The 26,543-nt window shown below is 70.1% G+C and carries 25 protein-coding genes and 1 tRNA gene; 6 read left to right on the top strand and 20 right to left on the bottom strand.

From position 1 onward, the window contains the following. Positions 1 to 424: 424 nt before the first annotated feature. The 3 genes from CQ034_RS00400 to CQ034_RS00390 form a co-directional block, all read right to left on the bottom strand. Positions 425 to 991 carry a LemA family protein gene (locus tag CQ034_RS00400; RefSeq protein WP_029262976.1) on the bottom strand — a complete coding sequence of 189 codons (567 nt, stop codon included), beginning with the start codon at positions 989 to 991 and terminating at the stop codon, positions 425 to 427. Positions 992 to 1,084: 93 nt separating this feature from the next. Further along, on the bottom strand, positions 1,085 to 2,398 hold the full coding sequence (locus CQ034_RS00395) for a D-arabinono-1,4-lactone oxidase (RefSeq protein ID WP_105709547.1): 1,314 nt from the start codon (positions 2,396 to 2,398) through the stop codon (positions 1,085 to 1,087). After that, the gene (locus CQ034_RS00390; RefSeq protein ID WP_105709546.1) at positions 2,395 to 3,642 is read right to left on the bottom strand and encodes an alanine racemase; all 1,248 of its coding nucleotides are present in this window, start codon (positions 3,640 to 3,642) and stop codon (positions 2,395 to 2,397) included. The genes CQ034_RS00395 and CQ034_RS00390 overlap by 4 nt, the downstream gene beginning before the upstream one ends. An 87-nt stretch (positions 3,643 to 3,729) precedes the next feature. Here CQ034_RS00390 and CQ034_RS00385 point away from each other — a divergent pair. After that, positions 3,730 to 3,802: transfer RNA gene (locus CQ034_RS00385), tRNA-Leu, on the top strand. A gap of 9 nt (positions 3,803 to 3,811) precedes the next feature. Here CQ034_RS00385 and CQ034_RS00380 read toward each other — a convergent pair. The 11 genes from CQ034_RS00380 to CQ034_RS00330 all read right to left on the bottom strand — a co-directional run bounded on the left by CQ034_RS00380 (position 3,812) and on the right by CQ034_RS00330 (position 14,218). Further along, a complete protein-coding gene (locus CQ034_RS00380) occupies positions 3,812 to 4,477 on the bottom strand; it encodes a DedA family protein (protein WP_105709545.1) in 666 nt (221 codons plus the stop codon). A 6-nt stretch (positions 4,478 to 4,483) separates the two neighbouring features. After that, positions 4,484 to 5,389, bottom strand: a complete 906-nt coding sequence (locus tag CQ034_RS00375) for a cation-transporting ATPase (RefSeq protein WP_105709544.1) — start codon at positions 5,387 to 5,389, stop codon at positions 4,484 to 4,486. 293 nt (positions 5,390 to 5,682) lie between these two features. Beyond that, a complete protein-coding gene (locus tag CQ034_RS00370; protein WP_105709543.1) occupies positions 5,683 to 7,197 on the bottom strand; it encodes an NAD(P)/FAD-dependent oxidoreductase in 1,515 nt (504 codons plus the stop codon). A gap of 25 nt (positions 7,198 to 7,222) precedes the next feature. Beyond that, the gene (locus CQ034_RS00365; protein ID WP_105709542.1) at positions 7,223 to 8,530 is read right to left on the bottom strand and encodes a S8 family serine peptidase; all 1,308 of its coding nucleotides are present in this window, start codon (positions 8,528 to 8,530) and stop codon (positions 7,223 to 7,225) included. Then, a complete protein-coding gene (locus CQ034_RS00360; protein ID WP_105709541.1) occupies positions 8,527 to 9,069 on the bottom strand; it encodes a DUF501 domain-containing protein in 543 nt (180 codons plus the stop codon). The genes CQ034_RS00365 and CQ034_RS00360 overlap by 4 nt, the downstream gene beginning before the upstream one ends. A gap of 47 nt (positions 9,070 to 9,116) precedes the next feature. Further along, positions 9,117 to 9,683, bottom strand: a complete 567-nt coding sequence (locus CQ034_RS00355; protein ID WP_105709540.1) for a septum formation initiator family protein — start codon at positions 9,681 to 9,683, stop codon at positions 9,117 to 9,119. 98 nt (positions 9,684 to 9,781) lie between these two features. Then, the gene (gene eno / locus CQ034_RS00350; protein WP_029262985.1) at positions 9,782 to 11,062 is read right to left on the bottom strand and encodes a phosphopyruvate hydratase; all 1,281 of its coding nucleotides are present in this window, start codon (positions 11,060 to 11,062) and stop codon (positions 9,782 to 9,784) included. 118 nt (positions 11,063 to 11,180) lie between these two features. Beyond that, a complete protein-coding gene (locus CQ034_RS00345; protein WP_105709539.1) occupies positions 11,181 to 11,840 on the bottom strand; it encodes an O-methyltransferase in 660 nt (219 codons plus the stop codon). Positions 11,841 to 11,871: 31 nt separating this feature from the next. Continuing rightward, the gene (locus tag CQ034_RS00340) at positions 11,872 to 12,822 is read right to left on the bottom strand and encodes a CPBP family intramembrane glutamic endopeptidase (protein WP_105710307.1); all 951 of its coding nucleotides are present in this window, start codon (positions 12,820 to 12,822) and stop codon (positions 11,872 to 11,874) included. Between the two features lie 5 nt (positions 12,823 to 12,827). Further along, positions 12,828 to 13,871: a hypothetical protein gene (locus tag CQ034_RS00335; protein WP_105709538.1), complete on the bottom strand. Its 1,044-nt coding sequence runs from the start codon at positions 13,869 to 13,871 to the stop codon at positions 12,828 to 12,830. Beyond that, complete coding sequence (locus CQ034_RS00330; protein WP_105709537.1) at positions 13,868 to 14,218, bottom strand: GntR family transcriptional regulator; 351 nt, start codon at positions 14,216 to 14,218, stop codon at positions 13,868 to 13,870. The genes CQ034_RS00335 and CQ034_RS00330 overlap by 4 nt, the downstream gene beginning before the upstream one ends. A 102-nt stretch (positions 14,219 to 14,320) precedes the next feature. Here CQ034_RS00330 and CQ034_RS00325 point away from each other — a divergent pair, with 102 nt between their 5' ends. Together CQ034_RS00325 and CQ034_RS00320 are read left to right on the top strand one after the other, a co-directional pair. Continuing rightward, the gene (locus tag CQ034_RS00325; protein ID WP_105709536.1) at positions 14,321 to 14,791 is read left to right on the top strand and encodes a PaaI family thioesterase; all 471 of its coding nucleotides are present in this window, start codon (positions 14,321 to 14,323) and stop codon (positions 14,789 to 14,791) included. Positions 14,792 to 14,834: 43 nt separating this feature from the next. Next, a complete protein-coding gene (locus tag CQ034_RS00320) occupies positions 14,835 to 16,064 on the top strand; it encodes an APC family permease (protein WP_105709535.1) in 1,230 nt (409 codons plus the stop codon). 2 nt (positions 16,065 to 16,066) lie between these two features. Here the strand turns inward: CQ034_RS00320 and CQ034_RS00315 are convergent, their stop codons facing one another. Further along, entirely contained in the window at positions 16,067 to 16,861 is a 795-nt protein-coding gene (locus tag CQ034_RS00315) for a helix-turn-helix domain-containing protein (protein ID WP_105709534.1), read from the bottom strand. Positions 16,862 to 16,948: 87 nt separating this feature from the next. Between CQ034_RS00315 and CQ034_RS00310 the strand changes: the two genes are divergently transcribed. Beyond that, a complete protein-coding gene (locus CQ034_RS00310) occupies positions 16,949 to 17,491 on the top strand; it encodes a glyoxalase/bleomycin resistance/extradiol dioxygenase family protein (protein WP_105709533.1) in 543 nt (180 codons plus the stop codon). Here the strand turns inward: CQ034_RS00310 and CQ034_RS00305 are convergent. From CQ034_RS00305 to nhaA, 4 genes are all read right to left on the bottom strand, one after another. Beyond that, positions 17,460 to 18,266 (bottom strand): SGNH/GDSL hydrolase family protein, encoded by an 807-nt coding sequence (locus CQ034_RS00305; RefSeq protein ID WP_181156176.1) that lies wholly within the window; start codon positions 18,264 to 18,266, stop codon positions 17,460 to 17,462. The two genes, CQ034_RS00310 and CQ034_RS00305, sit on opposite strands and share 32 nt — an antisense overlap. Positions 18,267 to 18,333: 67 nt before the next feature. Further along, a complete protein-coding gene (gene hisS / locus CQ034_RS00300) occupies positions 18,334 to 19,584 on the bottom strand; it encodes a histidine--tRNA ligase (protein ID WP_219860762.1) in 1,251 nt (416 codons plus the stop codon). Between the two features lie 64 nt (positions 19,585 to 19,648). Continuing rightward, complete coding sequence (locus tag CQ034_RS00295; RefSeq protein WP_258134095.1) at positions 19,649 to 20,254, bottom strand: MazG family protein; 606 nt, start codon at positions 20,252 to 20,254, stop codon at positions 19,649 to 19,651. Between the two features lie 106 nt (positions 20,255 to 20,360). Next, positions 20,361 to 21,530 (bottom strand): Na+/H+ antiporter NhaA, encoded by a 1,170-nt coding sequence (gene nhaA, locus CQ034_RS00290; RefSeq protein ID WP_029262997.1) that lies wholly within the window; start codon positions 21,528 to 21,530, stop codon positions 20,361 to 20,363. 113 nt (positions 21,531 to 21,643) lie between these two features. Between nhaA and CQ034_RS00285 the strand changes: the two genes are divergently transcribed. Together CQ034_RS00285 and gdhA are read left to right on the top strand one after the other, a co-directional pair. Then, on the top strand, positions 21,644 to 24,337 hold the full coding sequence (locus tag CQ034_RS00285; RefSeq protein ID WP_105709530.1) for a phosphoenolpyruvate carboxylase: 2,694 nt from the start codon (positions 21,644 to 21,646) through the stop codon (positions 24,335 to 24,337). Positions 24,338 to 24,470: 133 nt separating this feature from the next. Then, positions 24,471 to 25,841, top strand: a complete 1,371-nt coding sequence (gdhA, locus tag CQ034_RS00280) for an NADP-specific glutamate dehydrogenase (RefSeq protein WP_105709529.1) — start codon at positions 24,471 to 24,473, stop codon at positions 25,839 to 25,841. 61 nt (positions 25,842 to 25,902) lie between these two features. Here the strand turns inward: gdhA and CQ034_RS00275 are convergent, their stop codons facing one another. Next, positions 25,903 to 26,505 carry a gamma carbonic anhydrase family protein gene (locus tag CQ034_RS00275; protein ID WP_105709528.1) on the bottom strand — a complete coding sequence of 201 codons (603 nt, stop codon included), beginning with the start codon at positions 26,503 to 26,505 and terminating at the stop codon, positions 25,903 to 25,905. Positions 26,506 to 26,543 lie beyond the last annotated feature (38 nt).

The following is a 26,543-nucleotide window of genomic DNA, read 5'->3' as shown; positions in this document are numbered from 1 at the left end:
GAGAGACATCGGTGACCGTGCTCCCCGGCGACGAGACGGCCGTCGACATCGATGTGTCGGTACGCCCCGAGGCGACAGCCGCCGCGCAGAAGCAGCTCGACGAGCACCTCGAGACGTGCGCGGAGCCCGGCACCGCCGCGCCCGAGGGCTGCGGCATCCGCATTCCCTGGGGTACCGAATTCCGCGCCGTGTCAGAGTTCCGCTACCGCATCGAGAAGCTACCGACGCTGGCCCTGTCCGGCAAAGGATTCGCGGCGGAGGGGGCGTCCTCGTCACCACGGTCACCGGAACCGGTCAGGACGGCGCGAAACGTGAGGCCACCTACCGGACCGACTCGTGGAGTCTGCGCGGCGACGTGTCGTTCACCGCAGAGGGCGTGGTGCTCAGCGCCTGGTGAGCGGGCCCCTGGTGAATGCGATTCGAATCAGAACTGGACGCGAGGCGGCTCGGAGATCGCGCTGCTGTCGGCGACCTCGAAGAACTCGCGCTCGGTGAAGCCGAGCCCCTTGGCGAACAGGTTGTTCGGGAAGACCTTGATCTTGGTGTTGAGCTCGCGCACGCCACCGTTGTAGAACCGGCGCGCAGCCTGGATCTTGTCTTCGGTGTCGACCAGCGCCTGCTGCACCTGGAGGAAGTTCGTGCTCGCCTGCAGCTGCGGGTACGCCTCGGCGACCGCGAAGAGACTGCGCAGCGCCTGCTGGAGGTGTCCCTCGGCGATGCCGGCCTCACCGGGACCGCCGGCCGACAGCGTCTCGGCGCGCGCACGAGTCACGTTCTCGAAGACCGCCTTCTCGTGGGAGGCGTATCCCTTGACCGTCTCGATGAGGTTGGGGATGAGGTCGGCTCGTCGCTTTAGCTGCACCGTGATGCCGCTCCACGCCTCGTCGACGCGGACCTTCAGCTGCACCAGCGAGTTGTACGTGGCCCACAGATAGATGCCGGCGAGCAGGATCACTCCGACAACGATCAGTACCGGCACGAGCCATTCCATCAGAGGCCCACCCTTCCTCGTGTTTCTCTCATCCTAGACGCGCACCCTGCACGTGGACTGGGCGCGCGGCGTGGATTGCGGCCTCGAGCCGGGTCAGGCTCCGAGAACCCGTTCGAGATAGCGGTTCGTGAAGCGCCGCTCGGGATCCAGGCGGTCGCGGAGCGCGACGAAGTCGTCGAATCGAGGGTAGCGCTCGCGCAGCGCCTGGTCCGTCAACGTGTGCAGCTTGCCCCAGTGCGGCCGTCCGCCGAACTCGAGCATGATCTCCTCGATCGCGTTGAAGTACTCCGTGGGGTCGGCGCGCCAATACCGGTGCACGGCTATATAGGCGCTCGGCCGCCCGTGCGCCGTCGACAGCCACAGGTCGTCGCCCGCCGCGAAGCGCACCTCGATCGGGAACTCGATCCGCCACCCGCGCTGAGCGATGAGGGCGCGGACCGCCTGGAACGCCGGCACGACGTTCTCGGCCGGGAGCGCGTACTCCATCTCGCGGAAACGCACGGTGCGGCTCTGGATGAGCACCCGATGCGACAGCTCGGTGTACTCACGGTCCCCGGTGAGCTTGACCGCCAACCTGCTGAACGGCGGAGTCACCGCAGGCACCACCTGCCCCGCAGCGCACACGACGCGGTAGACCCCGTTGGAGAGGAGCGTCTCATCGACCCACCTGCCCACGACCGGGAGCGGCTTGCGCACCGTCGACTCCGGCAGTCGCGTCTGACGCTTCGTCAGCGCCACCTCGGTGTGCGGGAACCAGTAGAACTCGAAGTGGTCCCACGAGGCCACGCGCTCCTCGAGTGTGGCGAGCACGTCGTCGAGGGGCGCCGGCTCGTCGATGGCGTGCATCACGAACGCCGGCGCGCATTGCAGCGTCACCTCGACGATGATGCCGAGCGCGCCGAGCCCGAGCGCGACGGCGGGCAGCAGCTCGCTCTCGTGTTCATCGTCGATGCGGAGGAAATCTCCGGCGGCCGTGACCATGGTGATGCCGACGACCTGGGTCGCCAGGCCGCCGAACCGGGCACCGGAGCCATGGGTTCCGGTCGAGATCGCTCCCGCGATGGACTGGCGATCGATGTCGCCCAGATTCTCCATGGCGAGCCCATAGGGGGCGAGTAGTCCGGGGATGCGGTGCAGACGGGTTCCTGCGAGGAGGGTGACGCGGCCGCTGGCTGCATCCGCCGATACGAGTCCCTGCAGGTCATCCAGCTCCAGCAGGACGCCGGGTGCGACGGCGATGCCGGTGAAGCTGTGCCCCGCTCCGACAGCCTTCACGCTGAGACCGTGCTTGACCGCCGCGATCACCGCGCGCTGCACGCCTTCGGGGCTGCGCGGACGCTCCACGCGCACGGGGCGCACCGAGGCCGAGCGGCCCCAGTTCTGCCAGGAGCCGCCGATTCTCGTCACAGGAACGCCTTTCCCTCGCCACGGTACGTGGGAAGCTCCTCGATGACCTGCTCCCCCGACACCAGGTGATAGCGCTCGATGCGCTCCGCGGGCTCGCCGCTCTTCGCATGCCGGAACCAGACCCGGTCCCCCACGCCCAACGACGTGGCGGCGGGACCCTGCAACGGCGTCTGCACCTCACCGGCGGCCTCGCGCCCGAGTGTGCGGAGTCCCTCCGGCCACACCGGACGGGGCTGGCGGGAGGCGAGAGCGGGACCGGAAGCTATCCACCCTCCACCCAGCACGGTGGCGATGTCGGCGGCCGGTCGGCGCACCACATCGAACGCGAAGGCCGAGGCAGGAGCGGGGCGGAACGAGCGGTACCCGTCGAACAGGTGGCCACCGAGCAGCCCGCTCCCGGCACTCGCCTCGGTGAGTGATTCGTCGCTCCCCGTGAACTCGAGCGAGCCGGTGCCCCCTCCGTTGAGGATCTCCAGCGGAGCGATCGCACCGACGGCGGCCACGATGGCTGCCCGTCGCTCCCGCAGCTCGTTCCTCGAACGTGCCTGCACCACGCGGATCAGCGGCGCGTCGGCACCGGCGTCATCGCCCTGACCGGCGATCTGCGCGTCGTACATCTGAAGTCCGACCAGGCGGAAGCCGGGACGGGCGACGACCTTGCGGGCGAAGCCGGCGACCTCGCCGGGCGTGAAGAGCGCCGAGCGGCGCACGCCGATGTGGCCGAGGAGGGAAGAGCGCCAGGACGCATCGACATCGATCGCGACACGGATCTCGGGGCGCGAGGTGGGACCTGCGACACTGTCGATCAGGTCGAGGTGGACGAGATCGTCGACCATGAGCGTGATGCGCTGCGCCGCCTGCTCGTCGGAGAAGAGCCGTTCCAGTCCCGCACGATCCACCGTCGGATAGCCGAGCATGATGTCATCGTGCGTCTCGGCCAGCCACAGCGCCTCCTCGAGCGTGAACGCGAGGATCCCGCGGAATCCGGGGAGCTTCAGCACGGCATCGAGCACGGCCCGCACCCGCACCGATTTCGAGGCGACACGGATGGGGAGCCCGCCCGCGCGCACCAGCAGGTCCATCGCGTTGTAGCGGAGGGCCTCGCGATCGATCACCCCGACCGGCGCCGGCAGATGTCCGGTCGCGGCGGAGAGGCGTGGCCAGTACCGCGCCGGATCCTCCCACTCGGGGGCGATCGCGGGCGCACCCTGGACGGGGCTCAGTTCGTCGATGAGGTCGAGCACTCCCCCACCCTAAGGCCTCCTCGTACTCCGGATCACCCCTTGCGGCACCGGGTCGCAGCCACCGCACGGCGATAGGCTGACGACGCGGCCCCCGTAGCCCAATGGCAGAGGCAGGCGACTTAAAATCGCTTCAGTCTGGGTTCGAGTCCCAGCGGGGGCACTTCGCTTCTCACTCCTCGCCGTCGGCGACCGCCCTCCGCTCTCCCGCAGCCTCACGCACCCGGCGAGCGACCAGGACGATGAGGGCGATCACGATGGCCGTGTAGACGGCGTAGTCGAGGTACCCGAGGTACTGCTCCAACTGCTCGTGCTGCGTGCCGAGCGCCGCACCGACACCGAGGAGCAGAGCGTTCCACGCGCCACTGCCGACGATCGTGTAGATGCTGAAGGTGGCGAGATTCATGCGCGATGCCCCGGCGGGGATGGAGATGAGACTGCGAACGCCCGGGACCATCCGGCCCACCAGCACCGTCCAGCCGCCGCTGCGCGTGAACCAGTCGGCTCCCCGCTCCAGGTCGGAGCGGCTCACCAACCGGGTCGCCGCCAGCAGCCGCACCGCCCGTTGCATGCCGATCGCCGCGCCGAGTCCATACAGCAGCAGGGCTCCCAGCCAGGAGGCCAGCGTGCTCCAGAAGATGAGCCACCCCAGGTTCAGCTCCCCACTCTGGCTGAGGTATCCGGCGAACGGCAGGATCACCTCGCTCGGGATCGGCGGGATCAGCACCTCGAGGAAGACGAGCACCCCGACCCCGACGTCGCCGAGGGAGGTGAGCACGTCGGCCGCGAATCCGGTCAGACCGGTGAAGCCGTGTTCGGCGTCGGTTGCGAAGAACATCCGAGCTCAGCGTCCGAACAGATCGCCGATGCCCGGGATGCCCAGGTCGCCGAGCCGCTCGCTCCATCCCGTGGCCGTCTCGCCCAGTCCGGACGCCGCCTCGCCTGCGGAACCCATGAGGTCGCCGGCAACGCCGGCGATCGACTCGACATCGATTCCGGCGGCGAGCGACTCGACGTCGACGCCCTCGGCCAGCGCGCCGAAGTCGACGCCGATGTTCGCGGCCTGCTCCAGAAGCGGACCGGCCACCGTGCTGAGCACCGCACCACCGGCGACCACGCCGAGCAGTCCCACCGCTGCACCGCCTGCGGCGACCGCAGCACCACCGGCACCCGCGCCGCGCACGCGCGACAGGAGTCCGCGCATCCGCCCCGGCTTCATGGCCTCCGCACGCCCGGCCGCGCGAGCGAGGTCATCGGGGGATGAAGACCTCGGACGCTCCCCCGGTTCGAGCTCCTGCCGCATCCGCGCCTCGACGAGCGTGCGCTGCTCGGGAGTCAGCCGGGCGAATGCCTCGCGGTGGATCTGCTCGACACGCTGCGGGTCGGCCGTCTGCAGCAGGTAGTCGTAGCGGGCGATGGCCGCTCTATCGGCGTCGGTTGCCGCAGGGGATGTACGCGCGGATCCGGCGACCGGTGGTGCGTAACGATCCCGCGGAGGGGTCGAACCGGCCCTGACGCTCGGAGCACCGGGTGCCGGCGGCGCGTAGGGATCCGCACCCGCGGTCCGTGCGCTCTGCTCGGCGCGAGGAGTTCCGTCCGCCGGACCGCGGACCGCGTCCACGGCTCCGCGGAGCATCCCGCCCCAGTCCGTCGAGCGGGACCCGCCCGCCCAATGGTCGGTGCGTCCGGAACCGGCATTCTTCTCGAGCGCGTCGGATGCCATTCCGATCAGTCGGGAGAGTTTTCCCATGGGTGTCCCTTTCGTGGTGCGGGCCACCGGGGATTCCCACGTCGAAGCGACGGCAGGGGTTTCTCGGCACCCCGCTATGCGGGTGCCAAGGTCTCCTCCACCCTCACGGGCCAGCGGGCCGGAGCACGATCTCGTGCTCGTAATGACGACGACGCTGCAGACGGGAGTACTCCCCTTGCTGCCCTCACGCTACCGACCGCACCTGTGCTTCGCCTCGGAGCCGCCCCGAGGAAACGAAGATCGGCCCCGGCGCAGAGCGCGCGGGGCCGATCTCAATCTGATTCGAGGGTCTGCTACTTCGCTGCAGCCTCGGCCGGCTCAGGAGCCTTCTCGGCGGCAGGCTTCTTCGCCGCAGGCTTCTTCGCGGCCGTCTTCTTCGCGGCCGGCTTCTTCTCGGCAGTCGTCTCCGAGGCCGCCGGAGCAGCCTTCGCGGCAGGAGCAGCCTTCGCCGCAGGAGCAGCATCTGCCACGGGCGCCGCGGGAGCTGCCGGACGCGGACGCGCGGCGAACTCCTCGAAGACGTAGCGCGGGTTCTGCACCGTCTCGAGGTTCACCAGGTCGCGACCCAGCCACAGGTTGTTCCACCAGCCCCAGATGACGCGGAACTTGCGCTCCCACGTCGGCATCGCGAGACCGTGGTAGCCGCGGTGCGCGACCCAGGCCACGAAGCCCTTGAGGGCGATCTTGCCGGACTGGAAGACACCGTTGTACAGGCCGAGCCCCGCCACCGCGCCCATGTTCTTGTGGAAGTAGTCCTTGGGGTTCTCCCCACGGAGCACGGCGACGAGGTTCTTCGCGAGAAGCTTCGCCTGGCGTACCGCGTGCTGAGCGTTCGGCACGCAGAAGCCGCCGACTCCGCCGCCCGAGAGGTCGGGGACGGCCGACACGTCGCCCGCAGCCCAGGCGCCCTCGACGAAGGCCTCGGGCGTGCCGACGCGCAGGTCGGCACGGGTCTGGATGCGACCGCGCTCCTCGACCGGGAGGTCGCCGCCACGAACCACGGTCGGGTTCGCCATGACACCGGCGGTCCACACGATGACGTCGGTCGGGATGACCTCGCCCGTGGAGAGCTCGACGTTGCCGTCGACCGCGCTCGTCAGCTGCGTGTCGAGGTGCACGTTGGCACCGCGCTTGGCGAGGTCCTTGAGCACCCACTCGCTGGTCTGCAGCGAGACCTCGGGCATGATGCGGCCCATCGCCTCGATGAGGTGGAAGTGCGTGTCTTCGAAGCTGATCTGCGGGTACTTGCCCACCAGCGCGGAAGCCAGCGAACGCAGCTCGGCGAACACCTCGATACCGGCGAACCCGCCGCCGACGACGACGACGGTCAGCAGACGGTCGCGCTCGGGTCCGGCGGGGAGCGAGGCGGCCTTGTCGAAGTTCGACATGACCTTGTCGCGGATCGCGACGGCTTCCTCGATGGTCTTCAGCCCGATCGCGTTGTCGGCGATGCCCGGGATCGGGAAGGTGCGGGAGACGGCTCCCGCGGTGACGACGATCTGGTCGTACGCGAACTCGTACGGCTCGCCGACGGGCGGCGTGATCGTCGCGACCTTCTGCGCGTGGTTGATGTTCGTCACCTTGGCGGTGAGGACGTGGGTGCGCTTGAGGTGACGGCGGTGGGCGACGACCGAGTGACGTGCCTCGATCGAGCCGGCGGCCACCTCGGGCAGGAACGGCTGGTACGTCATGTACGGCAGCGGGTCGACCATGGTCACGTCGGCCTCACCCTTGCGGAGGTGCTTCTCGAGCTTCCACGCGGTATAGAAGCCTGCGTACCCTCCGCCGACGATCAGAATCTTGGGCACAGTGCTGTTCTGAGGCACAGAAGAACTACTCCTCGGAGTCGGGGATTTGGCGTACGGAAACGCGCGCCGATCGGATGCGCCGGGCAGCTGCGGTGACGCCAAGCGCTACCAGGATACCAGGCACGGTGAGCGCGATGAGCGGCAGGGTACCGTAGCGCAGCGAATCGGCGCTGGGAAGCAACGGTGAAGCCGCCTCGCTCGGCGCATCGGCCGCGGGAAGAGGGGGCACGGCCACCGGCGTCATCGACGGCACGGGCTGCGGTTCCGACTCCGCGCGACGGAAGTAGCGCACCCATTCCGCCAGGTCGCCCATGGGGTTCGCGCTCACCGGGGGGATGTTGGCGGAGATCGCCGCGGCGGCATCCACCAGCCCGTAGCCGTAGAGCGGATCCTGCGGCTTGACGGCGTCGGGGACCGGTATCGCCGTCTTGATGATGCGGTTGATGACGTCGATCGCCTTGATGTCGGGATGCGCAGAGCGGATCAGCGCGGCGACCCCCGCGACGATGGGCGCCGCGCCGCTCGTCCCTCGCCACCGCTCGACCTTGCCGTCGGCGGAGACTCCGATCAGGCCCTCGCTCGGAGCGGATATCCCGATCGTGATGCCCTGGGTGGAAGCCTCGACGCTCGCCGTGCCGGTCTGGTCCACGCCGCCCACCGTGAGCACGCCGGGGATGGTCGCCGGTGCGCCGATGATGTTCGTGCCACTCCCCCGGTTGCCCGCGGCGACGACGACCACGACGTCGTGCTCGAACGCATAGAGGAACGCGTCGTCCCAGCTCTCGTCCCAGTCGAGCGTGTTCGTCGTGAACGAGAGGTTGATGATGTCGGCGCCGTTGTCGACCGCCCAGCGCATGCCCTTCGCCACCTGCTCCGTGAACGGCACGGCGGCGGCCGCGCCGAAGCCGACCGAGATGGAGAGGAGGTTGGCCTCCGGCGCGACTCCGATCATGCCGGTCCCGTCGGCGGCGCCGCGTCCGGCGGCGAGCGAAGCCACCCAGGAGCCATGATTTCCGTCGATCGCGCCGAGCGGCGTCCGTCCATCCGGCGTGCCCGCACCGGAGACGTCCGTGCCGCCGACCACGGCATCGCCGAACACCTCGGGCACCTTGCCGATGCCGGTGTCGATGACGGCGATCGTCACACCCTTGCCGCGGGTCGTCTGCCACGCCTCACGGATGCGGGCGCCGTCGAGCCAATACTCCGATGCGCGGGTCGGGTCGGAGGGGTCGTCCGGGATCGGCGGCGGCGTCGCCGTGGCCCCGAGGAGCAGCACAGACGCCGCGACCACCATCATGGCGGCGGCGCTGCGCAGCGTCCGACGGGCTGTCATGCCGGTGACGCCGCCGCTTCGCGCTGGGCGGCACCGGGGTCTTCGCACCGGCACACCTCGGGCGACCAGGACGACCGCGCCAGCGCGGCATCACCGATGGGGTTCACTCCCGTACCGGCAGCGAGCGCATGCCCCGCGAGTGCATGCAGGCACTTCACACGCGTCGGCATCCCTCCCGCCGAGATGCCGTCGATTTCGGACACCTCCCCGAACTGCGCGCGGTCGGCGAGGTAGGCCTCATGCGCGGCGAGGTAGGCGGCGGCGACATCTTCATCGTCGGCCAGGAGCGCTGCGAGCTCCGGCATCACCTGGTTGGCCTCGAGGGTCGACATCGCGGCCGTGGCAGCCGGGTGCGTCAGGTAGTAGAACGTGGGGAACGGTGTGCCGTCCGGGAGGCGCGGCGTCGTCGCGACCACCGTGGGGTTGCCGCAGGCGCAGCGAGCGGCGATGCCCACCACACCCCGGGCAGGACGACCGAGCTGGGCCGAGACGACGGCGAGCTCGGCGGGCGTGGGAGCGGGGAACGGCGGCGTGGTCACCCCACCAGCGTAGGGGAGCCGGCCGAGAGGATGCTCGGAGCGGACACTCAGGGAGCGGTCGTCGCCGTGTCGCTGAGTCCCGTCGCGACCAGGGTGCGCAGCAGCTGCGGCATCCAGTCCGACGGCTTCTCCTCGAGCGTGTCGCTCACGGGCGCCTGCTCACGCGGAAGCACGGACGGATCGAGGTCGTTGTCGATCAGATAGACGACCTCGCCCGGCTTGACGTAGTACAGGCGCTCGCGCGCCTGAGTGGTGATGTAGGCGGGGTCGTTCCATCGCTCGCGCTCGGCGATCAGCGCCGTGATCTCGTCTTCGCTCACCTGCACCGATGCCTCGAGTGCCGCGATCTTCTGACGCTGATCGATGAACGTGCCGAGCGTGGGCACGAGGACCCAGGCCCCCAGCACCACGAGCGAGAGCATGATGACCGAGAACGCCGAGAGGCGGATGCCGGAGGCCCACTCGCGCACATCGACACGTGCCGCGTCGCCGCGGTTCCTCCCCGCGGCCCTGGGCGCGGGGGCGGCAGCAGCGGACGCCTTCGACCCGCCGCGCCCCTTTCCGGTCGCCTTCGGATTCGGAGACGACGAAGGAGGAGCCGGTCGTCGTGCCACGGCCCCTCCTTCGTCGTACCGCTTCAGCGGCTTCCTGCGCCGCGGGCGACGGCTTTCTCGGCCGCCGCTCGCGCGGCTTCTTCGTGTGTCAGCTGTTCTCAGGCCTGCGAACGCGGGAACGCGGAACGACCGGCGAAGACCGCGGCATCGCCGAGCTCCTCCTCGATGCGCAGCAGCTGGTTGTACTTCGCGACGCGCTCGCTGCGAGCGGGCGCACCCGCCTTGATCTGACCGGAGTTCGTCGCGACGACGAGGTCGGCGATGGTGGTGTCCTCGGTCTCGCCCGAGCGGTGCGACAGCATCGCCGTGTAGCCGGAGCGCTGCGCCAGGCTGACCGCATCGAACGTCTCGGTGAGCGTGCCGATCTGGTTGACCTTGACGAGCAGCGAGTTGGCGACGCCGCGCTTGATGCCGTCGGCGAGACGCTGCGGGTTGGTGACGAACAGGTCGTCGCCGACCAGCTGGACCTTGGAGCCCAGAGCGTCGGTGAGGTGCTTCCAGTTGTCCCAGTCGTCCTCGGCGAGAGCGTCCTCGATCGTGACGATCGGGAAGTCGTTGACGAGGCCCACGTAGTACTCGGTGAGCGCGGCCGCGTCCCAGTCCTTGTTGTCGAGGCGGTAGACGCCGTCCTTGAAGAACTCGGTCGCCGCGACGTCGAGGCCGAGGGCGATGTCGGTGCCGGGGGTGAAGCCGGCCTTCTCGATCGCCTTCACCAGGAAGTCCAGACCCTCGCGGTTGCTGGGCAGGTCGGGGGCGAAGCCGCCCTCGTCGCCGAGACCGGTCGCGTAGCCCGCGGCCTTCAGCTCTGCGCGCAGCACGTGGTAGGTCTCGACGCCCCAGCGGAGCGCCTCGGAGTAGGTCTCCGCGCCGACCGGCGCGAGGAAGAACTCCTGCATGTCGATGCCGTTGTCGGCGTGCTCGCCGCCGTTGATGACGTTGAAGAGCGGAACGGGCAGCACGTGCGCGTTCGGGCCACCCAGGTAGCGGAACAGCGGGAGGTCAGCGGAGTCTGCGGCCGCCTTGGCGACGGCGAGGCTCACGCCGAGGATGGCGTTGGCGCCGACGCGCTTCTTGTTCTCGGTGCCGTCGACCTCGATGAGGATCTCGTCGACGATGCGCTGCTCGCTCGCCTCGACACCTTCGATCGCAGGTCCCAGCTCGTCGATGATGGCCTCGACGGCCTTGAGGACGCCCTTGCCGCCGTAGCGGCTCTTGTCGCCGTCGCGGAGCTCGTACGCCTCGAACGCACCGGTGGATGCACCGGACGGGACGGCCGCCCGCTGCACGATGCCGTCGTCGAGGAGGACCTCCACCTCGACGGTCGGGTTTCCGCGCGAGTCGAGAATCTCGCGTGCGCCTACAGCCTCGATCAGTGCCACTGATGTGCTCCTTGCTCAGGGGGAAAACGTGGTGTGGAGCGTCGTCGATCCGCGCCCAGTCTAGCCCGGCCGTGCGACCCGATCAGGGACTCGTCCGACCGCCGCGCACGGAGCGGGCTCAGACCACGACGGCGATCGCGAAGCCGTCCCAGCCCTTCGCCCCGACCGTCTGCAGCGCCGTGGCGTCGAAGCGCGGGTCCTCCCCCAGCATCCGCAGACCGTCACGGGTGCCGATCACCTTCGAGTCGGTGCTGTCGTCGCGGACGATCTCGCCTTCGCGCCCGATGTTGTCCAGCACGACGACCGTGCCCGAGTGACCGAGTCGCGCGGCCCAGTCGAGATAGACGGTGTTGGACTCCTTGTCGGCGTCGATGAACACCAGATCGAACCCGCCGACCAGAGTCGGCAGCACCTCGGCGCCCCTGCCGATGCGGATGTCGACCCGGTCACCGACACCGGCGGCGTCGATGCTGGCCCGTGCGACGGCGGCGTTCTCAGCCTCCGCCTCGATCGTCACGACGCGGCCTTCGGAACCGACGGCGCGGGCGAGCCAGATCGTCGAATAGCCGCCGAGGGTGCCGATCTCGAGCACCCTTCGCGCACCGCTGATGCGGACGAGCAGGTTCAGCAGCTTGCCGGCGACGGGAGCGACCTCGATCTCGGGCAGCCCCGCCTCTCGCTGCGCGACGAGAGCCGATTCCAGTTCGGCGTCGGGCCCGACGAGCGTGTCGGCGAGGTACGAATCGGCCTGCGACCAGGCGGCGGGGGTGGAGTCCATGACCTCAGCCAACCGCCGGCTGTGGCCTCCGTCAACCCCGCGGCGGCGAGAGCAGACGACCGGGCGCGTCGGCGAGCTCCGGCTGCTTCCGGAACTGGCCGGTCAGCACGAGCACCAGGACGACCACCGCGATGACGATCCATGCCGCCACGCCGAGCGGTCCGGCGAGCGCCATGTCGGGCTGCGAGGCCGCGAACAGGACGATGAGCCCGGCGGCGGCGTTCAGTGATCCGTGCGCGATCACCGCCGGCCAGAGGGATGCCGAGCGCAGGCGCAGCCAGCCGAGCAGGATGCCCCACGCGACGCAGCCGCCGACCATGAACAGGACTCCCGTGATGTCGGTGCGCCCGAAGTTGTAGCCGAGCAGGATGATCGGGCTGTGCCACAGGCCCCAGATCGCGCCGCTGAGGATCAGGGCGGGCCAGGTGCCGAGCGGTCGCAGGGCCGGCACCAGCCAGCCTCGCCATCCGAGCTCCTCCCCGAAGGCGAAGAAGCTGTTGAGCAGCGCCCCGAGCGGAACCATCGCGATCTGCGCGAACACCACGATCTCGACCGGCGGCACCGGAACACCATCGGGCAGCGACTTCGCGAGCTCAGCCGCGAAGCCGGCGAACGTCAGATCGAGCTGCACGAACCCGAGCGCTGCGGACACGAGGATCGTAAGCGCCACCAGGACCGGCGGGACGAGCCATGCGGCGACCATGAGCCAGACCACGCGCTTGGCGGGCCGTAGCGGCCAGAGGCCCAGGAAGCGCGCACGCTGTCCCCGCGCGGGCACGCGCATCGCGAAGGTGACGACCAGTACCGCGATGGCCGGAGTGAACATCATGACCGGGAGGAGGAAGACGGACATCGGCTCGGCGAGACCGGCTCCGAGCCACAGTGGCAGTGCCACCAGCCAGGCCAGCGCGCAGGCGACGACCACGAAGACGATGATGGCGGGCCACTCGACTCTTCGAGACGTGGGGGTGGGTGAGTCCATGCTGTTCACGCTTCCTTCCTCGTGACGGCGGCGAGCGCCGCCGCCGCTGTCTGTGCGTCGTCGACCGTGACGACGAACCGCCGTCCACCGACCCGCGTCACTTCGAGCGCTTCACCTCGCCGCAGGACCACGCCGTACCGTCCGTCGAGGCCGTAGCGCAGCCCCCATCCCCCGAACTCGGCGAAGGGATCGACGTCGATCGCGCGTACCGACGCGATATCGGCGGACGGGATCTCGATCCTCGGCCAGCCCGCCAGCGACCGCACGAGCAGTCCGGCGGGCCCGATGCGCACGCGGAACGCGAAGGTGGTGACGAGCGCGGCGATCAGGATCCCGCACGAGGCGAGCATGATGACCGCGGTCATCACTCCGCCCGCTCCCGTCGCGATCATGACGGCGGCGAGCGCACAGGCGAGCAGCACCGCGCCGCCGAGCACGGCCAACGCGACACCGGCGATCGCTGCGGTGCCGATCCACACGAGGCGTTCCGTGGCGGAGGTCGGGAGGGGCTCCGCCGGGCTCTCGGACCCGCTCGTGTCCGGCAGGGGCGTGGACGGCTGCAGGAACCACCCGATCGCCACGCCGGCGGCCATGAGCAGGAACCCGATCAGCACCTCGAAGCCGATGTCGGGTGTGTCGGCGGCATCCGCGAGACCGCGTTGCGCGTCGACACCGACCAGGGTGATGAAGGAGATGATGGCCGCGAGACCGAGGTTCATCGCGCCGAGGAACCTCGCCGTGATCGACCACTGCGGGCGCTCGGCTTCTGCGGAGGGAACCGGCTGCCCGTTCTGCGGGAGTCGGTGCGCGAACCACGCGAGGAGCGCGAACCCGATGACCATCACCGCGATGCCGCCGAGGATGGCGAGGTAGGTCCAGCCGGGCCCGAAGCCGTTCACGCCGTCCTCCGACCAGTGGATCGCCGCAGGCTCCGGGATCTCGGGGAGCCAGAACGCGACGATGACCGCCGACACCGCCAGGATCGTGAGCGGAATGATCACCCCCACCCAGAGGAAGGCGGTGCGGGCACGGCGGACGGCGGGGGTCATACGGTGATCTCCTTCACGAGAGCGGCGAGTGTGGCCGGCGCGACGCCGAGCGCGGCGGCGCGCGACACCAGATCATGCAGATCCTTCGTCAGGTCGACGAGCGGACCGACGGAAGCCGAGACCACTGCACCACGACCACGTCGCAGGTCGATCAGGCCCTCCGCGCGCAGCTGCTGGTAAGCGTGCAGGACGGTGTGCAGGTTGATCTCGAGGGTCTCGGCGACTTCGCGCGCCGAGGGAAGGCGGTCTCCCGGCGCCAGTCTGCCGCCGATGATGTCAGCACGCACGGAGGCCGCGACCTGCTCGTAGAGCGGCACCCCGCTCGCCATGTCGACCCTGATCAGCATCCGACCTCCGTCTTGTTCGCGTTATTCTACTCGAACTAGAATAACTGTGGCTACCCTCCAGACGTCTTCGTCGCCCGCGCCCACGTCCCCCACACTGGCGGGATGCGCATCACTCCCCGCCGCCTCGCCCTCGGCATGAGCCTGTGGATCCCGAACCTCTTCAGCGGCATCCGCATCCGTCGCTTCAGCGAGGACTGGACCCACGCCACCGTCGAGCTGCACGTGAACGTCTTCACCCGCAACTACGTCAAGACCGCGTTCGGCGGGTCGATGTCCGCGATGACCGACCCGTACTTCTTCATGCTCGTCATGCATCAGCTCGGGCGCGACCACGTGGTGTGGGACACCCGCGGCGAGATCGAGTTCCTCAAGCCCGGCCGCGGCGTGCTGACGGCCGAGTTCGAGGTGTCGAAGGAGAAGGCCGAGGAGATCCGCGAACGCGCCCGCGGCGGGGCGAAGGTCCTGGAGTGGTTCGAGACGGTCATCACGGACCGCGAGGGCGATGTCGTCGCGAAGGTGCGCCGCGAGGTGTACATCCGGGAGAAGAAGCGGGTCACGGCGTCCCGAGGGTGAACCGCGTCACCCGCCGTTCACCGCGGGCTGTCACCATGGACGGATGCCCCTCGCTCGCCGTCTGACGCTCGGAGACGCCGTCGCCATCGGTCTCGGCTCCATGATCGGCGCCGGCGTGTTCGCCGTGTGGGCTCCGGCGATCGGGGCCGCCGGAAGCGGCATCCTCATCGCCCTCGCGATCGCCGCCGTCGTCGCATACGGCAACGCCACCGCATCGGCGCAGCTCGCGGCCGCGCATCCCGTCGCGGGCGGCACGTATGCGTACGCCCGCGCCGAGATCGGGCCCTGGTGGGGATTCGTCGCCGGCTGGAGCTTCGTGATCGGCAAGATCGCGAGCTGCGCCGCCATGGCGATGACCTTCGCCGCCTATGCCGCCCCCGCCGGATGGCAGGTGCCGGTTGCCGCGGCGGCGGTGGCGGCGCTCGCTGTCGTGAACTGCTTCGGCGTGACCAGGACCGCGCTGCTCACCCGCATCCTGGTCGTGTGCTCGCTCCTCGGGATCGCCGTCGCTGTCGGATTCGGGCTCGGCGCCGCACCGACCGCCGCCCCCGGTCCGCTGCCCGACGCCACCGCCTACGGCGTGCTGCAGGGTGCCGGGCTGCTGTTCTTCGCGTTCGCCGGCTACGCGCGCATCGCGACCATGGGCGAGGAGGTGGTCGACCCGTCGAAGACGATTCCGCGCGCGATCGTCCTCGCACTGGGTGGAGCCGTCGTCGTCTACACGCTCGTCTGCGTCGCGGTCGTCCTGGTCCTCGGCGGGGATGCGATCAGATCGATGGCGCCTCTGGTCGACCTGCTCGACGCGGCGGGCGCTTCCGCGTGGGCCCCGGTCATCCGTGTGGCTGCAGCGGCCGCCTCACTCGGCGCGCTGCTGGCACTGCTGACCGGGATCGGCCGGACGACCCTCGCCATGGCACGGGAAAGCGACGTCCCGAGATTCCTCGCGAAGATCGACGAGCGCCACCACGTGCCGCAGCGCGCCGAGATCATGATCGCCGTCATCGTGATCGCCATCGTGATGTTCGCCGATCTTCGCGGGGCGATCGGCTTCTCATCCTTCGGTGTGCTGCTGTACTACTTCATCGCCAATGCGGCGGCCTTCCGGCAGACGGGACCGGCACGCCGCTACCCCCGCGCACTGCAGGTCATCGGCGCGCTCGGCTGCCTCGTGCTGGTGGTGACCCTCCCCGCCCTGGCCTCCGCCATCGGAGCAGGAGTGGTCCTGCTCGGCGTGGGATACCGGATGCTGCGACTCCGACTCGCGCGCGTCTGAGGTCAGCGGCTCGATTCCGAACGGTACGTGCGAGGTGCGATCCCGAGGACGGCCTGGAAGTCGCGCGTGAGATGGGCGTGATCCGCGTATCCGAGCTCGGCGGCGATCGACGCGAGCTCGATGTCCGGGTGCTCCCGCACGCGCACAGCTGCCTCCTGCAGGCGCCGTCGCCGGATCATCGCTGCCGGCGAGAGCCCGACGTGGCGATGGGTCATCCGCTGGAGAGTGCGAACCGATACCGCGAGGCGGGCGGCCGCCTCTTCCGGAGTGAGCGCGGCTCCCTCCCCCATCAGGACCTCCATGAGCGCGTTGGCCTGGCGGGCGGGATCCCCGACCGGGCCGACCCGTTCCCCGAGCCACCGGGCGAAGGCCGCGACCGCCCGATCGCGATGCCCGTCTCCGGAACCCATCGCCGCCACCAGGGCACCGCGCAGCTCGGCGACCTCCGCCGTCGACTCGCCCAGGACTCGCTCACCGTCGACCAGCACGCGGGGGTCGTCGATCAGGGCGGCGACAGCAGCGGGGCGCAGCAGAGCACCCACGGCCCAGCCTCTCCCCCGGAGATCACGGTGGGTCATCCGGGTCGTGGCGCCCGACAGCGTCACGGCATCCGCATCGACGACGAGGTTGAGCGCCGGATAGGCGACGATCTCCTGGCGCGACGAACGCCCGCGCTCGATGTCCCACTCCGGAATCCAGAACCAGGCGACCAGCTCCGTCGCCGCTGCCGGTGCGGGGAGGCGGTGGAACTCGGGCAGGCGGGCGGGGTAGAGCACCCCACGGGTCGGGTTCACCATGCGCTCAGCGTAGGCTCCCCCACCGACGTCGGGAGGTTGTCGCGGATGTTCAAGCCGCGGGCCTTCCCCGCGACCTAACGTGGCGGCATGAGCAACGACATCCCCACGACAGAGGCCCCCACGACAGGCGCCACCGGGACATACACGACCGACGGCCGCCCGAACAGCGCGACCTCGCTCACGCCGTTCCTGGCGATCCCCGACGCGAGGCAGGCCATCGAGTTCTACCGCGACGTGTTCGGCGCCAGGGTCATCGACGTGACCGAGTTCGGCGGCGTGGTCGCACACGCCGACCTCGACTTCGGGCTCGGCATCCTCCAGCTCGGCGAACCGAACCCGGAGTACCACCTCGTCCGCGGGCCTGAAGGCGACGACGACTGCTACTCGATGGGCCTGTACGTCTCCGACGTCGATGCGGTCGTGGCGAAGGCCGTCGCGGCAGGAGCCACCGTGCGCGAAGCACCCGCACCGTTCGTCTCGGGCGACCGCTTCGCGAGCATCCGCGACCCGTTCGGCGTGCGCTGGTCGGTGATGACCCGTGTCGATGACATCTCCGACGAGGAGAGCAGCCGGCGGGTGGCCGAGTGGGCCGCGTCGTTCAGTGCGGCCCCGAGCGACGGCGCGAACTGAGCGCCACCTCCGCCGCACGGCACACGGCAGGCAGCAGTGCCTCGGCGGTGCGCCGGTAACCCAGAGCGCTCGGGTGGAAGCGGTCGAGACTGAACATCTCCTCCGGCTCATCGAAGAACATCGGGCCGACCGCGCGGCGCAGGTCGACCGGCTCGGCGCCCGCCCGTCGCGCCGTCTCGTCCTGGATCACGGCGAGACGGCGCGACAGGCTCGACGCGATCCGGCGGAGCGGCTGCGGAACCGCACGCAGTGCGCCGAGGTCGGGGCAGGTGCCGACGACGACCTCGGTGCCGGTCTGCCGCAGCCGCCCGATCGCCTCGTGCATGTGCTGTGCGGACAGCGCCACAGGCAGCCGGTGCGTGACATCGTTGCCGCCCACGATGATCACCGCCACGTGCGGACGGTAGTCGGCGGGGAGCGCGTCGAGCTGCGCGGGAAGGTCGGGTGACTCCGCCCCCACGACCGCAGCGGTGCGCAGCCGCACCGGTCGATGAATCCGCCGGCCCACGCTCTTCGCGAGCCGACCGCCGAGCGTCTCCTTGCGACGCTCCGCCCCGAGACCCGCGGCGATCGAGTCGCCCAACACCAGCAGATCGAGGGGCTCGCCGTCGAGCGCTCGACGCCACACCCGGTCGGCGTCGAGGGAATCCTCCCCCAGCGGCTTCCCGATCCGCTTCCGCGCGATGGCGGCCTGCTGCACGAGGGCGAAACGCGCACCGCTCAGCACCGCCGCGAGGGCCAGCGTCACGACGGCGAGGGTGCGGAAGCGGCTCACGCCCCGATTCCACCGCGCCGGCGTGAACGCGGCGTGAACGCGACGCGGGGGCCTTCCGAAGCTCGCGTCAGGAGAGCGGCTTGACCTCGAGGTCGTCGGCACCCGCGGACACGGTCGCGAAGGCCGTGTATCCGTCGGCCGCCGAGCGCTCGAGCAGTGCCTTGACGTTCTTCGTGCGTCGCTCGAGCCGAACCCGGGCACCCTCGGCGACGAGCGCGGCCTTGTGACGGACGAGCTCATGCACGGGAACGTCGGCGTCGTGGATCAGCACGACCGCCTCGGCCGCAGCATCCACCTCATCGGCGATCAGATCGACCAGACGCTCGAAGCCCAGCGAGAACCCGACCGCGGGCACCTGCTGCCCGAGGAAGCGACCGATCATGCCGTCGTACCGCCCGCCGCCGCCGAGCGAGTATGCGACAGACGGGTGCGCGAGTTCGAAGATCGTGCCGGTGTAGTACCCCATGCCGCGCACGAGGAACGGGTCGAAGACGAGCGGGATGTCGCTCTGGCCGCGCCCCGCGGCGACGGCCTCGCCGATGCCGACCAGGTGCTCGATCAGTTCGGCCGGGGCGCCGTCGGGCAGCGCCTTGCGGATCTGACGCTCCCCGAACGGGTTGTACTCCATCGTCTGCGGCCGACGCAGGAAGGCGTCGAAGGCGTCGGCGGCAGCGGTCGAGGCACTGCGCTCATGCAGCTCGGCGGCGACTCCCTCCGGACCGATCTTGTCGAGCTTGTCGATCGTGATGAGCACGCCGGGACGCTCCTCGGCGGTGAACCCGAAGGAGTCCAGCATCCAGTCCAGAACGCGTCGGTCGTTGATCCGCACGGTCGCGCCCTCGAGACCCAGGGCGTCGACCGCGTCGAGCGAGGCGACCATCAGCTCGGCCTCGGCACGAGACGAGTCGTCTCCCATGATGTCGATGTCGCACTGCACGAACTGCCGGTAGCGTCCCTTCTGCGGGCGCTCCGCACGCCAGACCGGTCCGATCTGGATCGAGCGGAAGACGGTGGGCAGCTGACCGCGGTTGCTCGCGTAGAAACGGGCGAGCGGCACGGTGAGGTCGTAGCGGAGGCCGAGGTCCGAGAGCGCGGCAGGGTCGTCGGCCGCCGCACGGATCGCGTCGGCGTCGAGCCCGCGCCGCAGGATGTTGTACGAGAGCTTCTCATTGTCTCCGCCGATCCCGGCATGCAGGCGTTCGTAGTCCTCGACCACGGGAGTCTCGATCTCGTCGAATCCGTGCGCGAGGTAGCGCTCGCGGATGACGGAGAGCACGCGCTCACGGCGGGCCTTGTCGGCGGGGAGGATGTCGCGCATGCCGCGCGGCGGGTTCACAGTAGCCACGCGTCCATCTTCCCAGGTCGGGCACCCCGGCCGTGCGTCAGGAGCCGGCTTCGGCCGCCCGGACGTCGTCTTCGAGCGCGCGGAGCCGTTCGCGCAGTGCACGCTCCGCGTCCCAGCCCTCGGCGCGCGCGGTCGCCACGAGCGCGAGCAGTGCCTCACCGAGGTCGGCTTCGGATGCCGGGGACACTGCCGTCGAAACCGGCGCGACCGTCACACCGACACCGGCTGCGCGACCGACGAGCTTCTGGGCGAGCGCGAGCGCCGGCATCCCCCGCGGCACGCCGTCGAGCACGCTGCGGCGGGTCCGCTTCTCCGCGGCCTTCGCCGCGTTCCAGTGCACCAGCACCTGCTCGGGCGTCTCGGCCACCTCTCCCGCGAAGACGTGCGGATGCCGGCGCACCATCTTCTCGGTCAGGGTGCGCGCCACGTCGTCGATGTCGAACGGGTCCTCCGGATCCTGCGCCGCGATCGCCGCGTGGAACAGCACCTGCCACAGCAGGTCTCCGAGCTCTTCGCGGAGGTCGTCGCGGGTGCCGGACTCGACCGCGTCGATCACCTCGTGCGACTCCTCGATCAGATACGGCACGAGGTCGCGGTGCGTGATCTGCTGCGACCACACGCAGCGGTCGCGGACCGCGTGCATGGTGTCGGCGGCGGTGCGGAGCGGGTCTTCCCCGTCAGCACGGGACTCAGACGCGGGCTGCGAGTTCACGCGACCTCCTTCGGTCGGTCCGGATCCGGCTCCGCGCTCACGACGAGGCGGATGCGACCCGACGGTACCAGCGTGCCCGCAGCGACACGATGAACCCGGAGAGGACGAGCGCGATCAGCGAGCCCACGAGCACACCGAGGATCGCCTGGTCGCGGATGCCGCCGTCGCTCGCGAAGGCGAGGTTGGCCAGGAGGAGCGAGACCGTGAAGCCGATACCGCCGAGCGCACCGGCCGCGAGGATGTCGGCGAACGGCAGCGCAGGATCTGCGCCCTTCGGACGGATGCGCATCGCGATCCAGCCGAACAGCGAGATGCCGATGATCTTGCCGACGGGCAGCGCCACCACGATCGCCCAGAACGCGGGTGACAGCTGCGTGATCGACACCGCGGGGATCACGACGAACGCCGCGACGAAGGCGAAGACCGGGAGGATCACGCCGTTCACGGTCGGCTCCAGCGCGTGCCGCGTGCGACCGGCCGGTACCGGCGACATGACGAGCCCGAGCAGCACCCCGGCGATCGTCGCATGGATGCCGGAGGAGGCGACGAGACCCCAGGTGATGACACCCACCACCACCATGGCGACCGCGATGAGCGGGTGCCCCTTCGCGTGCAGGACACGGCTGAGCGCCCAGAACACGGCGACACCCACGACCGCGAGGCCCAGTAGCAACCACTGCACGTCGTCGGCGAAGAGCACCGCGATGAAGATGATGCCGATGATGTCGTCGAGGATCGCCAGGGCGAGGAGGAACACCCGAACGCGCGAGGGCAGCCCCTTGCCGAACATCGCCAGCACCCCGAGAGCGAAGGCGATGTCGGTCGCCGTCGGGATCGGCCAGCCCGACGACGTGGAGCTGTCACCGCCGGCGATCAGCAGATACACCGCGATCGGGACGAGCACTCCGCCGCCCGCGGCGATCGCCGGCTGCACGGCCTTGCGCGGCGAATCGAGCTCGCCGTGCGTGAGTTCGTGACGCAGCTCGATCGCGACGACGAGGAAGAAGATCGCAAGGAGGCCGTCGGACACCCAGTGCGAGATCGACAGATCGAGCGCGGTACCCGGCACCGCGATGTGGAAGTCGAGGAACGCCGCCAACCCGTCGTGCGTGGGCAGGTTCGCGAGCAGCAGGCCGAGGCCGGCGGCGACGAGAAGGAGGACGGCGGGGAACTGCTGACCGCGGAGGGGGTTCGCTGAGATGCGCATCCCCTCCATCGTAGGTCGCCGGGATATCGCCGCGCCCGCGGTCTCGCTGCGTCGCTCCGGCGCCTGGCGTCATGCGTGCAGGACACCCCCACCGCCCGGGATACTCTCGAAGGGTGACCCCCGCACACTCTTTCTCCGAGCCCACGAACACCGAGGCGATCCGTGTGATCGGCCGATTCGAAGCCGGTCGCGGCACGCCGGATGCGATGCGCACCGATGTCAGGATGCTCGGGCAGCTGCTCGGGCAGGTGCTGCGCGAAGCCGGCGGCGACGGCCTCTTCGAAGACGTCGAGCGTCTGCGCCTCGCGACGATCCAGGCGTACGACGAGGAGACGCCCGACGCGTTCGAGCGTGCCGCGGCGATCGCCGAGTCGTTCACGATCGCCAGGGCCGACGAGGTCGCCCGGGCCTTCACCTGCTATTTCCACCTCGTGAACCTGGCCGAGGAACACCAGCGCGTTCGCGTGCTGCGTGAGCGCGCCGGACAGCCGGGACGGGAGGATGCCGCCGACACCGTCGCGACCGCCTATGCCCGACTGCGCAGCGAGGTCGGCGACGAAGAAGCCCGCCGCCGCCTGGACGGCCTCCGCTTCCACCCGGTCTTCACCGCGCACCCGACCGAGGCCCGCCGCCGCGCCGTCTCCTCGAGCATCCGCCGCCTGTCCGAACTGCTGACCCAGCACGACGCGGCGAGCGCCGGCGGATCCGAGGAGCACCGCGCCCGCCGCCGGATGCTGGAGGAGATCGACACCCTCTGGCGCACCGCGCCGCTGCGGTCGCAGAAGCCTTCCCCGACGGACGAGGTCCGCACCGTGATGGGCGTGTTCGACGAGACGCTCTTCACGACCGTGCCCCACGTGTACCGCCGCATCGACGACGCTCTGCGTGGCGAGGACTCCGGATCCAGCGCCCCGGTGGTGCCCGCGTTCGTGCGCATCGGCTCCTGGGTCGGCGGCGACCGCGACGGCAACCCGTTCGTCACGGCCTCCGTGACGCGTGAGGCCTCGCAGATCGCGGCCGACCACGTCCTGCGCGGCCTCGAGCGCGCGCTCGACCGCATCGGCCGGACCCTCACGCTGTCCGCCGACGACACCCCGCCGAACGCCGAGGTCGTCGCCCTATGGGACCGTTTCGCCGCGGCAGAGCCGGAACTCGCCGCCGAACTCGCGGCCCGCTCCCCCGATGAGCCCCACCGCCGCGTGCTGCTCGTCCTGTCCCGACGGGTCGCCGCGACTCGCCACGGCGACTCGACCCAGGATTACTCGCGTCCTGAGGAACTTCTCGCGGACCTGCGGGCCGTGCAGTCCTCGCTCGCGGAGGCCGGCGCGAAGCGTCATGCCTTCGGCGGCGTGCAGCACCTGATCTGGCAGGTCGAGACCTACGGCTTCCACCTCACCGAGCTCGAGGTGCGTCAGCACTCGCAGGTGCACGCGAAGGCTCTGGCCGAGCTCGATGCGGGAGAGGCGATCAGCGCCCAGACCGAGGAGGTGCTGGAGGTCTTCCGCGCGATCGGGGACATCCAGCGCGACCGCGGCCTGCGCGCGGCCGGACGCTACGTCGTCTCCTTCACCCAGGCCGCCTCGGATCTCGCCAACGTGCACCGTCTCGCCCGGTACGCGCTCGGTGACGACGCTCCGGTGCTCGACGTGGTGCCGCTGTTCGAGACGTTCGCCGACCTTCAGGCAGCGCCCGGAATCCTGGCCGAGGCCGTGACGTTCCCGGAGTTCCGCGAGCGCATGGCCGCCACCGGCAACCGCCTCGAGGTCATGCTCGGATACTCGGACTCGTCGAAGGATGTCGGCCCCGTCGCCGCGAACCTCGCCCTGTACGAGGCGCAGGAGAAGATCGCGCGCTGGGCGCAGGAGTCCGAGATCGAGCTGACGCTCTTCCACGGTCGCGGTGGCGCCCTCGGGCGCGGTGGCGGGCCCGCCAACTCCGCGATCCTCGCGCAGCCGCCGCACTCGGTCGACGGTCGATTCAAGCTCACCGAGCAGGGTGAGGTCATCTTCGCGCGCTATGGCGAGCCGGCCATCGCGATGCGGCACATCGACCAGGTCGCCGCCGCCACGCTGCTCGCGTCGTCCCCCACCGAGGAGGAGCGCACCAGTCGCGCGGCCGAGCGCTACGCGGAGGTCGCCTCGGTCATGGACGCCGCCTCCCGCGAGCGCTTCTTCTCGCTCGTGAAGGCCGATGGATTCGCGCCCTGGTTCGCCACGGTCACCCCGATGGAGGAGATCGGGCTGCTCGCGCTCGGCTCCCGCCCGGCGCGCCGCGGACTGTCCGTCGAGTCGCTCGAGGATCTGCGGGCCATCCCGTGGGTGTTCGCGTGGACGCAGGCGCGCATCAACCTCGCCGGCTGGTTCGGTCTCGGCACCGCCCTGGACGCCGTCGGCGATGAGGAGCTGCTCGTCGAGGCGTACCGCGAGTGGCCGCTGCTTCGCACCATGATCGACAACGTCGCGATGAGCCTCGCCAAGACGGACGAGCGCATCGCGCAGCAGTACCTGGCACTGGGCGACCGCGATGATCTGGCACAGCTCGTCCTCGACGAACTCGCGATCACGCGGCGCTGGGTGATCCGGCTCACCGGCGGCGAGCGCCTGCTGGAGAACAAGCCGGTTCTGCAGCGGGCCGTGCAGCTGCGCAGCCCCTACGTCGACGCGCTCTCGCTGCTGCAGCTGCGCGCCCTGCGGGCGCTGCGCTCGGCGAGCGACGAGCCCACCGGCTCGGGCGCCGATGCCGAACAGCAGCGTCTGCTCCTGCTCTCGGTCAGCGGCGTCGCCGCCGGCCTTCAGAACACCGGGTGACCGAGATACCGTCCGGCCGGGTGCGCGATCCGCATTCGGCCGGCCGCTAGAGTGAAACCTCCGCCGACTCCGGCGATGCCTCACGCGACACGATCGCCTGCACCACAATCCCCCATCAGAAAGTCCCTTCCGCGTGACCGCTACGACTCCCGCCGACTTCCATCCGCTCGCCGCCTCCGTGCAGCCCGTGTTCGACACGGTGCTGTCCCGCAGTCCGCACGAGCCGGAGTTCCACCAGGCCGTCCACGAGGTGCTGCACTCGATCGCCCCCGTGCTGGAGCGACGCCCGGAATACGTCGACGGCGGGATCCTCGAGCGGCTCGTCGAACCCGAGCGGCAGATCCTCTTCCGCGTGCCGTGGATCGACGACGCCGGCAAGCTGCAGGTCAACCGCGGCTACCGCATCCAGTTCTCCTCTGTGCTCGGCCCGTACAAGGGCGGACTGCGCTTCCACCCCTCGGTGAACCTGTCGATCATCAAGTTCCTCGGCTTCGAGCAGATCTTCAAGAACGCGCTCACCGGTCAGGGCATCGGCGGCGGCAAGGGCGGGTCCGACTTCGACCCGCACGGCAAGTCCGACGCCGAGGTCATGCGCTTCTGCCAGTCGTTCATGAACGAGCTCTACCGCCACCTGGGCGAGCACACCGACGTCCCCGCGGGCGACATCGGCGTCGGCGGCCGCGAGATCGGCTACCTCTTCGGCCAGTACCGCAAGGTCACCAACCGCCACGAGTCGGGCATGTTCACCGGCAAGGGCACCGGCTGGGGCGGCGCCGAGGTGCGCACCGAAGCGACCGGCTACGGGGCGGTGTTCTTCGCGCAGGAGATGCTCGCCGTGCACAACGACTCCCTCACCGGAAAGCGCGTCGGCATCTCGGGCTCGGGCAACGTCGCGATCTACGCGATCCAGAAGGCCACCCAGCTCGGCGCGACCGCCGTCACGGCCTCCGACTCGTCCGGCTACGTCGTCGACGACGCCGGCATCGACGTCGACCTGCTCCGTCAGCTCAAGGAGGTCGAGCGCGCCCGCATCGTCGAGTACGCCAACCGTCGTCCGAGCGCGCGCTTCGTCGAAGGCGGCAGCGTCTGGGAGGTCCCGGTCGACATCGCCGTCCCCTCCGCCACGCAGAACGAGGTCAGCCTCGCGGATGCCGAGGCCCTGATCGCGAACGGCGTGCGCGCCGTCTCCGAGGGCGCGAACATGCCGTGCGTGCCCGACGCCGTCGAGGCCTTCCAGAAAGCGGGCGTGCTGTTCGCCCCCGGCAAGGCCGCGAACGCCGGCGGTGTCGCGACCTCGGCGCTCGAGATGAGCCAGAACGCCTCGCGTCAGCGCTGGACCTTCGCCGACAGCGAGAACAAGCTGCGCGAGATCATGGCCGACATCCACGACGCCGCTTTCGACGCCGCAGAGCGCCACGACGTCGGCGGCGACTACGTGTCCGGAGCCAACATCGCGGGCTTCGAGCGCGTCGCCGCCGCGATGCTCGCCCAGGGCGTCATCTGATCCGAACGACATGAGGCCGGGCATCCGCAGGGGTGCCCGGCCTCGTCGTCTCCGCGGCGTCTCAGTCCGTGATCTCGCGGTCGTGGGCGTGCCTGGCGAGCGAGCTGCCGTAGCGCTCGGTGAGCTGCACCATCAGGTCGGGGGTGTCTCGGTCGACGCCGAACACGTGACCGGGGAAGTCGAGCTCGGGCTGCGCAGCGGCGATCTCCTGATCCCGGTCGGGTGAGAGCAGCTGCACCGGGTCGCCGACGGCCACCCACCCGATCGGGACCACCGTGCCCTCGGGCAGCACGGCGCGGCGGTGCACGATCGCGTTGACCCGCACCTCGCAGCGGGCCCCCACGAGAGCACCGTTGAAGACGCGGGCGCCGGAGGCGAAGAAGACCTCCTCACCCACCGTCGCCCCGGCGATGCTCGCCAGCGTTCCGATGAGGGTGTGCGCGCCGACATGGACCGCATTGGCCGCGGTGGCGCGGATCAGCGCGTTCTCCATCACGATCACGTTCTCGCCGAGGGTGATCGGGCCGCCCTCCGCCGTGATGACGGCGCCGTGCAGCACCTGACAGCCCGGCCCCACCTCCACATCGCCGGAGACCACGGCGGTGGGGGCGATGACGGCGGTGTCATGGATGCGGGGGCGAGCCCCGAGGTGCTCGTACAACATGCGGCCAGACTAGTCCCGCCGCAGCCGGGAAAGCAGCC

Source organism: Microbacterium sp. MYb45 (genome assembly GCF_002979655.1).
Classification (GTDB): Bacteria; Actinomycetota; Actinomycetes; order Actinomycetales; family Microbacteriaceae; genus Microbacterium.
Note: the sequence above shows the minus strand (reverse complement) of the source record. Positions and strands in the feature narration are given on the sequence as shown.